Annotated in this window: 12 protein-coding genes; 10 read left to right on the top strand and 2 right to left on the bottom strand. The window is 64.4% G+C overall.

Annotation, left to right across the window (positions count from 1 at the left end):
- The 3 genes from RMO81_RS11770 to scpB form a co-directional block, all read left to right on the top strand.
- On the top strand, positions 1-906 hold a 906-nt coding region (locus RMO81_RS11770; protein ID WP_310476075.1), incomplete at its 5' end, for a glycoside hydrolase family 3 N-terminal domain-containing protein.
- Positions 903-1,679, top strand: a complete 777-nt coding sequence (locus RMO81_RS11765) for a ScpA family protein (protein ID WP_310476074.1) — start codon at positions 903-905, stop codon at positions 1,677-1,679. The genes RMO81_RS11770 and RMO81_RS11765, both read left to right, overlap by 4 nt.
- Positions 1,672-2,253, top strand: coding sequence for an SMC-Scp complex subunit ScpB (gene scpB, locus RMO81_RS11760; RefSeq protein WP_310476073.1), 582 nt, complete (start codon positions 1,672-1,674; stop codon positions 2,251-2,253). Before RMO81_RS11765 ends, scpB begins: the two co-directional genes overlap by 8 nt.
- Before the next feature lie 59 nt (positions 2,254-2,312).
- On the opposite strand, the gene RMO81_RS11755 is transcribed toward scpB, so the two are convergent.
- Entirely contained in the window at positions 2,313-2,999 is a 687-nt protein-coding gene (locus RMO81_RS11755; RefSeq protein WP_310476072.1) for a DUF1013 domain-containing protein, read from the bottom strand.
- Between the two features lie 110 nt (positions 3,000-3,109).
- On the opposite strand from RMO81_RS11755, the gene RMO81_RS11750 reads away from it, so the two are divergent.
- On the top strand, positions 3,110-4,318 hold the full coding sequence (locus tag RMO81_RS11750) for an aminotransferase class V-fold PLP-dependent enzyme (protein ID WP_310476071.1): 1,209 nt from the start codon (positions 3,110-3,112) through the stop codon (positions 4,316-4,318).
- Here the strand turns inward: RMO81_RS11750 and RMO81_RS11745 are convergent.
- Positions 4,311-5,321, bottom strand: a complete 1,011-nt coding sequence (locus tag RMO81_RS11745; protein WP_310476070.1) for an NAD(P)H-quinone oxidoreductase — start codon at positions 5,319-5,321, stop codon at positions 4,311-4,313. The genes RMO81_RS11750 and RMO81_RS11745 overlap by 8 nt on opposite strands.
- On the opposite strand from RMO81_RS11745, the gene RMO81_RS11740 reads away from it, so the two are divergent.
- The 6 genes from RMO81_RS11740 (at position 5,314) to RMO81_RS11715 (ending at position 10,542) form a co-directional block, all read left to right on the top strand.
- On the top strand, positions 5,314-5,562 hold the full coding sequence (locus tag RMO81_RS11740) for a DUF1192 family protein (protein ID WP_310476069.1): 249 nt from the start codon (positions 5,314-5,316) through the stop codon (positions 5,560-5,562). The two genes, RMO81_RS11745 and RMO81_RS11740, sit on opposite strands and share 8 nt — an antisense overlap.
- 4 nt (positions 5,563-5,566) lie before the next feature.
- The gene (locus tag RMO81_RS11735; protein WP_310476068.1) at positions 5,567-6,511 is read left to right on the top strand and encodes an aminotransferase class IV; all 945 of its coding nucleotides are present in this window, start codon (positions 5,567-5,569) and stop codon (positions 6,509-6,511) included.
- A complete protein-coding gene (locus tag RMO81_RS11730; RefSeq protein ID WP_310476067.1) occupies positions 6,508-7,224 on the top strand; it encodes an HAD family hydrolase in 717 nt (238 codons plus the stop codon). Before RMO81_RS11735 ends, RMO81_RS11730 begins: the two co-directional genes overlap by 4 nt.
- Before the next feature lie 91 nt (positions 7,225-7,315).
- Positions 7,316-8,413, top strand: a complete 1,098-nt coding sequence (locus RMO81_RS11725) for an acyl-CoA dehydrogenase family protein (protein ID WP_310476066.1) — start codon at positions 7,316-7,318, stop codon at positions 8,411-8,413.
- Between the two features lie 59 nt (positions 8,414-8,472).
- Positions 8,473-9,699, top strand: coding sequence for an acyl-CoA dehydrogenase family protein (locus tag RMO81_RS11720; RefSeq protein WP_310476065.1), 1,227 nt, complete (start codon positions 8,473-8,475; stop codon positions 9,697-9,699).
- 192 nt (positions 9,700-9,891) lie between these two features.
- Positions 9,892-10,542: a PEPxxWA-CTERM sorting domain-containing protein gene (locus tag RMO81_RS11715; protein WP_310476064.1), complete on the top strand. Its 651-nt coding sequence runs from the start codon at positions 9,892-9,894 to the stop codon at positions 10,540-10,542.
- The last annotated feature ends 611 nt before the right edge of the window (positions 10,543-11,153 follow it).

Genomic DNA, 11,153 nt, shown 5'->3' with positions numbered 1-11,153 from the left:
ACCCAATCGCTGCGCGATCTGGCCGGCCGCGATGTGCCGATCCTGATCGATCAGGAAGGCGGCCGCGTCGCCCGGTTGCGTCCGCCGCACTGGCCGGAATTCCCGACCGGCGAACGTTTCGGCCTGTTGTATGACAAGGCGCCGATCACCGCGATCGAGGCCTGCCGGCTGAACGCGCTGGCCCTGGCGGCGCTGCTGAAGGATCTGGGCATCAACGTCGATTGCCTGCCCTTGCTCGATGTGCGCGACCCCACCGGCCACGACATCATCGGCGATCGCAGCTTTGGCGCGGAACCGATGGTGGTTTCAGCGCTGGGCAAGGCGGTGCTGGATGGCTTCCGCGCCGGCGGCATCTGCGGCGTCGTCAAGCATATCCCCGGCCATGGCCGCGCCCGCGCCGACAGCCACCTCGAACTGCCAGTGGTGACCAGCAGCCGCGACGAACTGGAGCGCGATTTCGAACCGTTCCGGCGCCTTGCCGATGCGCCGATGGCGATGACCGCACACATCACCTACACCGCGCTCGACGCGGCGCGCTGCGCCACGCTGTCACCCACGGTGATCGATTTCATCCGCCACGATATCGGCTTTGGCGGCCTCTTGATGTCCGACGATCTGGGCATGCACGCGCTCGGCAATCCGCAATCGGGCGGCCACCCGCCGGGCAGCAATGCGCTGGCTGATTTCGGTGCCCGCGCGCTCGCCAGTCTTGATGCCGGCTGCGATATCGCACTGCATTGCTCGGGTGATTTCGCCGAAATGCGCAGCATCGTCGAAGCCGCGCCTGTGATGAGCGCCGCTGCCGCAGACCGGCTGGCCGCTGCCATGAAGTGGATGGGCGCGGGCGATTCCACCCCGGTCGCCGAATGGGCCGCCGCCCGTGACGCGCTGCTGGCGCTGGCGTGACCGAAACCGACGAGCAGTTCTTGTCGCCGGTGCGGACTGCACCGGAAACGGCCACGCTGATCCTGCAACTGGGCAGTTGGGAAGGCCCGCTCGATCTGCTGCTCACGCTGGCCCGCGCGCAAAAGGTTGATCTGGCGCAGATTTCGATCCTGGCGCTGGTCAATCAATATCTGGGTTTCATCCGCGATGCCAAAGCGCTCAGCCTCGAACTGGCCGCCGATTATCTGGTGATGGCGGCCTGGTTGGCCTATCTGAAATCGCTGCTGCTGCTGCCCAAAGACCCGGAAGCCGAGCCCGATCCGGCCGAATTGGCGCTGAAACTGCAATTCCAGCTGCAGCGGCTGGAAGCCATGCGCGAGGCCGGCCAGCGCCTGCTCGCCCGCCCGCAACTGGGGTGGGACATGTTCCGCCGCCCCAACCCGGAAGGCCTGGCCGAGGACAAGCGCGCCACCATCGAATGCAGCTATTACGATCTGCTGTCCGCCTATGGTGCGATCACGGCGCGGCGCTCACGCTCTGTCCATGTCGTCCGTCGCCGGCCAGTGATGGCGCTGGACGAAGCCATTGAACGGCTGGAACATCTGCTCGGCCGCAGCATCGATTGGACGGAGCTTGTCCGCTTCCTGCCGGCCGATCTGGCCGACGAAGCCTATGCCCGCTCGGTGCTGGCCTCCAGTTTTGTTGCTGCACTGGAACTCACCCGCCAGGGCAAGGTGACGCTTTCCCAGGGCGCTGCCTTTGCCCCGATCCTGATGAAGGCTCGCCATGACTGACGAGACTGTGGATTTCGCCCTGACCCGCGCCCTCGAAGCGATCCTGTTCGCCGCCGACGCGCCGCTTTCGCTCACCGAAATCACCCGCCATGTGGGGGAACGCGGCGATCTGTTGCCCACGCTGCGCGCGCTGGCCGCCAGTTACGAGCCGCGCGGGCTGAACCTTGTTGAACGCGGCGGCAAATGGCAGTTCCAGACCGCGCCCGATCTTGGCCACTTCCTGCGCACCAGCCGCGAAACCGTGAAGAAGCTCTCCCGCGCCGGTGTCGAAACGCTGGCGGTGATCGCCTATCACGAACCGGTTACGCGGCCCGAAATCGAGGAAATCCGCGGCGTCGCCGTTTCTGGCGGCACCATCGACGTGCTGATGGAAGCCGGCTGGGTGCGCCCCGCCGGCCGCCGCGAAACGCCGGGCCGGCCGCTGCAATATGCCACCACGCCGGAATTCCTCGCCCACTTCAACCTCACCAGCCGCCGCGATCTGCCCGGCATGGCCGATCTGAAAGCCGCCGGCCTGCTCGATCGCGAACCACCGCGCGAACTGCCACTGCCGCTGGGTGGGCGGGAGGAATGAAAAAACCCGCTCACGCCAAGGCATGAGCGGGTTTCAAAAACTTCAGCGGGACAGCAGGATCAGCGGCGGAACAATGCCTCGCCCTGCTCCAGCGCGGTGCCGGGGGTGTTCGAAACCGGCGTTTCCGGCGCATTGGCCGCGGCGTAGCGCTCGGCCTGCAGCTGATTGATCAGCGCGGCGCGATCGGCTTCCACCTTTTCCGGATCGACAGTCGTATCGATGCCGGCCTTCTTGGCAGCGATGGCAACCAGCGCATCCATTTCGCGCTGGCTGGTCAGGCCCAGCGTGACGGGATCACGCGGCTGCAGATTGGCGTAATTCCAGTGGCTCTTGTCGCGGATGGCGGCAATCGTCGTCTTGGTGGTGCCAATCAGCTTGGAAATCTGGCCATCGGTGATTTCCGGGTGGTTCTTGATGATCCACAAGATGCCATCCGGCTTGTCCTGGCGCTTGGACACCGGCGTGTAGCGCGGGCCGGACGTGCGGCGGGACTGTTCGGGCATGCGCGAAATCTTGATGGCGTAATCCGGATTGGCTTCACCCTTGTCCAGCTCTTCGCGGGTCAATTCGCCAGCGCGGATCGGATCGCGGCCCTTCAGCTTGGTGGCAGCGGTATCATCGGCGATGGCCTGGATTTCCAGGATGTGCAGCCCGCAGAAATCGGCAATCTGCGAAAAGGTCAGCGCGCTGTTATCCACCAGCCAGGCGGCGGTGGCATGCTGCATCAGGGGCAGGGTGGTGGCCATGGAGGCATCCTTCTCGAACATGAAAACAGCCGCCCCTGGGGGGACGGCTGGACGCACCGGCTTGTAATGGAGCCACGGCTGTGGCGCAAGGGCGGGTGATGATGCCTTCAATGTCCCAGCTGGCCGCGCTCGACGCTGCCGATCCGCTCGCCCCTGCCCGCGCCCGCTTTGCGCTGCCGCCGGGGGTTGTCTATCTTGACGGCAACTCGTTGGGGCCATTACCCGCCGCCCTGCCCGAACGGCTGGCGCACACGCTGGCGCACGAATGGGGCAAAGGCCTGATCCGCAGCTGGAACGATGCCGGCTGGATTGATCTGCCGGTCACGCTGGGCGCGGCCATCGCGCCGATCGTAGGCGCCGAGCCAGACAGCGTGGTCGCCTGCGATTCGGTCAGCCTCAACCTGTTCAAGCTGGCGAGTGCCGCTTTGGCCATGCGCGCCGGCCGCACGACGGTTCTGATGGAAGCCAGCGATTTCCCCACCGATGCCTATGTGATGCAGGGTCTGGCCGGGCTGGCGGGCGTGACGCTGAAGCGGGTGCCGCGGGCTGAACTGGTGGCGGCGCTCGATGATGATGTGGCGCTGATGCTGCTGACCCACGCGCATTATGTCAGCGCACAGCTGCACGACATGGCGGCGATGAGCGAAGCCGCGCACCAGGCCGGCGCGCTCACCCTGTGGGATCTGTCGCATTCGGCCGGCGCGCTGGTGGTCAATCTCGATGCCGATGGTGCTGATTTCGCCGTTGGCTGCGGCTACAAATTCCTCAACGGCGGCCCCGGTGCCCCGGCCTTCGCCTATCTCGCCCGCCGCCATTGGGAAGCCGCGCAGCCCGCCCTGACTGGCTGGATGGGCCACGCCCGCCCGTTTGATTTCGCTGCCGATTATGCGCCGGCCGCCGGTGCGCGCCGTTTGCTCACCGGCACGCCGCCGATCCTTGCGATGCGCGCGCTGGAAGCCGGGGTGGCGACATTCGATGGCATTGATCTGGCCCAGGCAGAGGCAAAGTCCCGCCAGCTTGTCCAGCTGTTCGCTGCCGGCGCCGCCACCCTGCCCGGCGTGCGCGTGGACGCATCACCGCAGGGCCGTCACGGCGCCCATGTCATCATCCGTCACGCGGCTGCCCGCCGCGTGATGACCGCGCTGATCGCGCGCGGCGTCATCGGCGACATGCGCCCGCCCGATGCCATGCGCTTCGGCTTTCCAGCGCTCACCACGCGTTTTGCCGATGTCGGGCTGGCGCTGACGGCCATCGAACAGGTGCTGGCGAGCGGCGAATGGCAGGATGAGCGGTTCGCGCCAAAAGGCGTCGTCAGCTGACCTGCAGCACGATCTTGCCGACATGCGCGCCGGCTTCCATGCGCTGGTGAGCCGCCGCCGCCTCGGCCAGCGGGAACAGCATATCCGTCACCGGCGTCAGCCGCCCGGCCTCGAACGCCGGCCAGATCACGCCTTCCAGCGTTTCGGCAATCGCCGCCTTGAAGGCGATGGGGCGCGGGCGCAGCATCGAACCGGTCAGCACCAGCCGCTTGCGCATGACGAGGCCCAGATTGACCTCGGCAGTTGGCCCGCGCTGAAAGGCGATGGAAACGTGGCGGCCATCGTCACCTAAGCAGGCGATATTCTTTGGCACATAATCGCCGCCCACCATGTCGAGCACGATGTCGACACCCTTGCCGCCGGTCAACGCCAGCACCTCGGCGGAAAAATCCTGCGTCTTGTAATTGATCGCGTGCGCCGCGCCGTGCGCCGTGGCCGCCGCGCATTTTTCATCGCTGCCGCAGGTGACAATCGCTTTCAGGCCAACCTCGGCTGCCAGTTGCAGCGCAGTGATGCCGATACCGCTGGTGCCGCCGTGGATCAGGATGGTTTCGCCCGGTCGCGCCCGGCCGCGATCCATCACGTTGGACCAGACGGTGAACCAGGTTTCCGGCAGGCCGGCGGCATCGGTCATCGCCATGCCCGCCGGCACCGGCAGGCACTGGCTTTCCGGCGCGGTGCAATATTGTGCATAGCCGCCGCCCGCCACCAGCGCGCACACCGCGTCGCTTGGCCGCCAGCGCGTGACGGCATCGCCCACCGCCACCACAATGCCGGCGATTTCGAGGCCGGGAATCGTCGGCGTGCCCGGCGGCATCGGATAAAGGCCCAGTCGCTGCAGCACATCGGGCCGGTTCACCCCAGCCGCCGCCACCTGCACCAGCACATCGGTCGGCCCCGGCTGCGGCACCGGGCGGGTAACGGGTTGCAGCACCTCCGGGCCGCCGGGGGCAGCGGGATCGATGGCGGTCATGGTGGCGGGGATGGGAGTGGAAATGCTCATGGTTGCAGATATTGACTCAGCCACCCGCCCGGTCAACCTTCGCGCCATGACCGATGAAGACCTCCCCAGGAAGAAGAGCGACCTGCTGGTCGATCTGGCCCGCGAAGACCTCGACCGCCTGTCCATCGCCGATCTGGATGAACGCATCGCGGCGCTGGCGGCCGAACTGGCCCGCGCCAAGGCCAAGCGTGACGGGGCCGCGATATTCCGTGCTGCGGCTGACAGCCTGTTCAAGAAGTGAGCGCATGAACACCACATCCCTTGGCACCCATGATTATGTTGCCGATACCCGCAACGACTCCATCCTGATCAACGTCAATGGCCAGCTGCTGCCGCGCGCGCAGGCGATGGTGAGCGTGTTTGATTCCGGCTTCATGCTGGGCGACGGTGTGTGGGAGGGCCTGCGCGTCCACGCCGGCCGCATCGCCTTTCTGGATCAGCATCTGGATCGGCTGTGGGAAGGCGCCAAGGCCATCTTCATGGATGTCGGCATCGACAAGGCGGAGCTGGAACGGCGGATCTATGCCACCATCGACGCCAATGCGATGACCGCCTGCCACATCCGTCTGATGGTCACGCGCGGCCTGCGATCAACGCCCTATCAGGACCCGCGCGTGGTGGTCTCACCGGCCACCATCGTGATCATCGCGGAATACAAGGACCCGCTGCCCAGCACGATCGAGAAGGGCATTCGCCTCGCCACCGTCCACGTGCGGCGCGGCTTTCCGGATGTGCAGGATCCGAAGTTGAACAGTCATTCAAAACTCAACTGCATCACGGCTTGCATCCAGGCGACGCAGGCCGGCGCGGACGAGGCGCTGATGCTCGATCCGCACGGCTTTGTGGCGACGTGCAATTCCACGCACTTCTTTATCGTGAAGAAGAACCGCCGCGGGGTGGAGGAGGTGTGGACCTCCAGTGGCGATTATTGCCTCGCCGGCATCACGCGCGGCAATGTCATCGCGGTGTGTGAGGACAATGGCATCCCGGTGTATCAGAAGAATTTCTCCCTCACCGACGTCTATTCGGCCAGCGAGGCGTTTGTGACCGGCACCTTTGCCGGCGTCGTGCCCGTGACCAGCATCGACGGCCGCCACCTCACCGACGCACGCGGTCCGATGGTAGCGCGGCTGCAAGGGCTGTATCGCGCACTGATCGAAGCCGACGTCGCGGCGCGGGAGCGGCCGTGACGCTACGCATTGCCATGTGGTCGGGGCCGCGCAATCTTTCGACGGCCATGATGCGCAGCTTTGGCGCACGGGCGGACTGCCACGTAAGTGACGAACCATTTTACGGCGCCTATCTGCACCAGACCGGCGACGATCACCCGATGGCAGACGCCGTGATCGCCGATATGGACTGTGACTGGCACAGCGTTGCCGCCACCCTGTCTGGCCCGTGCGCGCAGCCGGTGTGGTATCAAAAACACATGGTTCATCACATGATCGGGCCGGTGCAGTTGGCAGACCTGTCGGGCTTCAAACACGCCTTCCTGATTCGCGCGCCGGAACGGGTGATCGCCAGTTACGCCGCAAAACGCGAAGTTGTGACCGCGCAAGGGCTGGGCTTTGCACAACAGCGCGCCTGGTTCGAAGCCGAGGCGGACCGGCTGGGCCATGCGCCGCCCGTGGTCGATTCAGCTGATGTGCTGGCCGATCCGGCTGGCACCCTGTCTCGCCTGTGCGCTGTGCTGGGCATCGCGTGGACCGACGCCATGCTGCACTGGGCGCCCGGCGCGCGCGACACCGATGGGGTGTGGGCGCCGCACTGGTATGGCCGGGTGCTGGACTCCACCGGCTTTGATGGCCGCGAAGGGCCATTGCCGGAACTGACCGGCGAGGCGACACGGGTGCGCGACGCCTGCCGGCCGCATTATGAGTTCCTGAGCGCACACAAACTCTGACCCGCTGACCAACACCGGGTCAAAAGCGACAGGTTGCCACTGGTTGACGCGCGCGTAATCTGCGCTCCAGACTTATTTGGGGAGTGGACCCGTGAATTTCGATTTTTCTGACGAAGCCAAGGAACTGGGCGAGCAGGCCCGCAAGTTGCTCGCCGAAAAGGCTGGCACTGGCCCGGCGAGGCTGGCGATGGCCGCTGATGCGCCCGCCATGGATGCCGCCTTGTGGAAAGAAATTGCCGAATTGGGCTGGACCGCCGCGCGCGTGCCGGAAGCCCATGGCGGCCTGGGCCTGACGGTGGAAGAAGTCGCTCAGCTGGCCGAAGCCGCTGGCGGCAGCCTCGCGCATGTGCCGCTGGTGTCCACCCTGCTCGCCACCGAAGCGCTGGTGCTGGCCGGCACGGAGGCCCAGCAGGCCAAATATCTGCCCGGCATCGCCAGCGGGGACATCATCGCGTGCGTCGCCTGGAGCGAACCCGGCGCGGTGAGCCCGGCCACGGTGAAGACCGCCTCCACCGGGTCCGCGCTCACGGGCGTGAAACAGCCGGTGGCCGATCTTGCCGTCGCCCATGTCGCCATCGTTGCCGCTGCCGGCGCCGATGGCCCGCAGCTGTACATCGTCGATCTCGCAGGCGCGCAGACGGTGGCGGTGGAAACCGTCGATCTCGTTCGCCGCCACGGCAAGCTGACGTTGAACAACACCCCGGCGCAAGCGCTGGGCAATGCCGCCAACTATCAGGATTGGCTCGACCGCGCCGCCGTCATCCTGGCCTATGAAGCCATTGGCACCGCCGGCGCTGCGATGGCGATGACGGTGGATTATGCCAAGACCCGCGTTGCCTTTGGCCAGAAGATCGGCCGTTATCAGGCGGTCAAGCACAAGTGCGCCGACATGTATATCAAGCTGGAACTGGCCCGCGCCCACGCCCTGCATGGCCTGGCCATGATTGGCACCAATGGCGCCGAACTGCGCCAGGTGGCGGCCGCTGCCCGCGTCGCCAGCCTGGATGCGCTGGCCTATTGCGCCGAAGAAAATGTCCAGCTGCACGGCGGCATCGGCTTTACCTGGGAAAGCGATTGCCAATTCTATTACCGCCGCAACCGCGCGCTGGTCGCCGCACTCGGCCCGCGCGGCTGGTGGGCCGATCGGTTGGTGCGCGCGCTGGAACAGCGCAACAGCGCTGCCGCGTGACGAAATGCGCCTCGACAGGCTGAGCCGTCGAGGCTGAAGAGAAGTTCGGGAGAGACATCATGGATTTCAACGACACGCCGCAGGAAGCCGAATATCGCGCCACGGTGCGCGCCTGGCTTGAAGAAAGCGCCGCCGAATATCGCCAGCCCGCGCCGGAAGGCATGAAGCTGCCCGAATTCATCGCGCGGTCCAAAGCGTGGCAGGCCAAGAAAAACGCCGCCGGCTATACCGGCATCACCTGGCCCGCGATGTTCGGCGGACAGGGCCTGACGCCCATGCACAGCATCATCTATGGCCAGGAAGAAAGCCGCTGGCACGTGCCGCAGGGCCTGTATTCCATCGGCCTGGGCATGTGCATCCCCACCGTGTTCACCCACGGCCAACCAGAAGCCGTGCAGCGTTATGTGCCACGCGCGCTGCTGGGTGAAGAAGTCTGGTGCCAGCTTTTCTCCGAGCCGGCGGCGGGTTCCGATCTCGCCGGCATTCGCACCAAGGCGGTGCGTGAAGGCGAAGAATGGGTGATCGACGGCCAGAAAGTGTGGACCAGCTTTGCCCACGCCTCTGATTTCGGCATCGTCGTCTGCCGCACCGATCCCAGTCTGCCCAAGCACAAGGGCCTGACCATGTTCATCGTGAACATGAAGGCGCCGGGCGTGACGGTGAAGGGCATCAAGCAGATGTCCGGCGGCAGCGATTTCAACGAAGTGTTTTTCGATGGCGTGCGGGTGAACGATTCGCACCGGCTTGGCGCGGTTGGCGATGGCTGGAAGGTGGCGCTCACCACGCTGATGCATGAGCGTCTCGCCGTTGGCGGCAAGCCGCGTTATGCGCCGGGCTATGAAACGCTGATGAAGCTGGCCAAGGGTGTGGAAGCCCCCGATGGCAGCCCGGCCATCGGGGCCAGCGACGTGCGCCAGAAGATCGCCCAGACCTATATCAACGATCAGGGCATCAAGCTCACCCAGATGCGGGCGCTGTCGGCCTTGTCAAAGGGCCAGGTGCCAGGGCCGGAACAGTCCATCTCCAAGGTGGTGGTCGCCAAAACCATGCAGGATCTGGCCAGCTTCGCGCTGGATCTGTCGGGCGGTGATGGCTTCATCGCCGGGGCTGATGCCGATCCCGAACTGGCCAAGCTGCAGGGTTCGTACATCGGCTCGGCCGGCCTGCGCATCGCCGGCGGCACCGACGAGATCCTGCGCAACATCATCGCCGAACGCGTGCTCGGCCTTCCCGGCGATATGCGTCCGGACAAGGATACCCCATTCAATCAAAGCGTTCCGGCGTAACACCCGAATCTGCGAACGTGCGAAGGCGGCGGTCGGCAACGGCTGCTGCCTTTTGCTTGTCAGTGTGTCGGCTGGCTTTACAACTCGAGGGACCGAAAATATCTAATTCATTGATTTCACACGATTAATAATTTTGGCACAGTCTTTGCAACCATCTCGGCACCTGCTGATTTGGCGTAAAGGGATTACGAAATGCGTTTTGTTGCAAAGCTTGCTGCTGCAGTACTGCTGCTCTCCGGCACGGCCGCCAGTGCGGTGACGGTCTTTTCCGAGAGCTTCTCGTTCGACTTCGTTGGCGCCTCCCTGGTATCCAACGACAGCAGCGATCGTTTTGGCGATACGGACTATTTCTTCATCAACAATGTTGGCGGCTGGACCTTCAACACCAACAACACTTTCGCAGCCGTTTCGTTCGCGCGCGAAGATGTCGCGCTGCTGATCAATGAAAATGGCGGCGGCGGTTCGGCCACGCGCCTGATCAGCGGCCTGACCATCGGTCAGCAATATAGTTTGTCGTTCCTGCTGTCGGGCGACAATCGCCCCGGCCAGGCTTATGTTCTTACCGGCGGCATCGCCGGGCTGTCGTTCACGGTGAACGGCACGGTTGGCGCGGCTGGTACCAATCCCGGCAGCCTGCTGACGTATGGCTTCACCGCGACCAGCTCGTCGCACCTGCTCAGCTTCGGCCAAACTTCTGTTTCCGACGGCTCGCCGATCATCGACAATATCAGCATCGACACCGTTGGGGCCGCCATTCCGGAACCGGCAAGCTGGGCCATGCTGCTCGCCGGGTTTGGTCTGGTCGGCTTTGCCGCCCGCCGTCGGCGCGCTGTCGCCGCCTGATCAGAACTGGCTGTAAAGTTCGAACGGGCGGCGGGGGCAACCTCGCCGCCTTTTTTTGTTCCTCAACTGGCCGGGCAACCTTCCAGCACCGGTGCCAGACCCTGCTCCGCCTTGGCCTTCAGCAAATCGACCTTGTAATATTCGCGGCCGGCAATCTGCTGATAAAGCGCGGCGGCCAGCAGGCGACACGAAAATCGCTCTAGCCATGCAAACGCCTGTGTTCATGCAGCAATAGTCCGGGCCGCTATTGGCGGTAGCTGAAAGATATTGGCATTCACTATGTCAACCGCGACTCATTCGGCGCGCATGTGCCAATACTACAGCTGATGAAATGCGAAAAAACTTGCATCGTTGACGAAAAAGATCGACCATTTCTTTAGAAGCGGGAATCACCCAGATTTGCATTCATGCAACTGGTAAAGATAATCGTTCCAATTCGGGTCGTACTACAACTGGAAATATTTGGCAGATTTGCCAAATTGCGACAGAGTTCGACAACCGAGGAGCGTGCAATGTCTAAACACGGCAGTTATCCGCAAGACATCGTCCCACCAGTATCAAAATATCATGATTCAGGTCGCTTTGGCCGCATGTTCGGCAAGTTGCCGTCC

It is taken from the genome of Sandarakinorhabdus sp. (assembly GCF_031422795.1).
Classification (GTDB): Bacteria; Pseudomonadota; Alphaproteobacteria; order Sphingomonadales; family Sphingomonadaceae; genus Sandarakinorhabdus.
This window is presented reverse-complemented; position numbering and strand designations above follow the sequence as displayed.

Excerpts from the sequence above, each read along its gene's own strand:
- RMO81_RS11750 (WP_310476071.1), top strand. The coding sequence starts at position 3,110 with ATGTCCCAGCTGGCCGCGCTCGACGCTGCCGATCCGCTCGCCCCTGCC.
- RMO81_RS11735 (WP_310476068.1), top strand. The coding sequence starts at position 5,567 with ATGAACACCACATCCCTTGGCACCCATGATTATGTTGCCGATACCCGC.
- RMO81_RS11715 (WP_310476064.1), top strand. The coding sequence starts at position 9,892 with ATGCGTTTTGTTGCAAAGCTTGCTGCTGCAGTACTGCTGCTCTCCGGC.
- RMO81_RS11740 (WP_310476069.1), top strand. The coding sequence starts at position 5,314 with ATGCTCATGGTTGCAGATATTGACTCAGCCACCCGCCCGGTCAACCTT.
- RMO81_RS11720 (WP_310476065.1), top strand. The coding sequence starts at position 8,473 with ATGGATTTCAACGACACGCCGCAGGAAGCCGAATATCGCGCCACGGTG.
- scpB (WP_310476073.1), top strand. The coding sequence starts at position 1,672 with ATGACTGACGAGACTGTGGATTTCGCCCTGACCCGCGCCCTCGAAGCG.
- RMO81_RS11755 (WP_310476072.1), bottom strand. The coding sequence starts at position 2,999 with ATGGCCACCACCCTGCCCCTGATGCAGCATGCCACCGCCGCCTGGCTG.
- RMO81_RS11745 (WP_310476070.1), bottom strand. The coding sequence starts at position 5,321 with ATGAGCATTTCCACTCCCATCCCCGCCACCATGACCGCCATCGATCCC.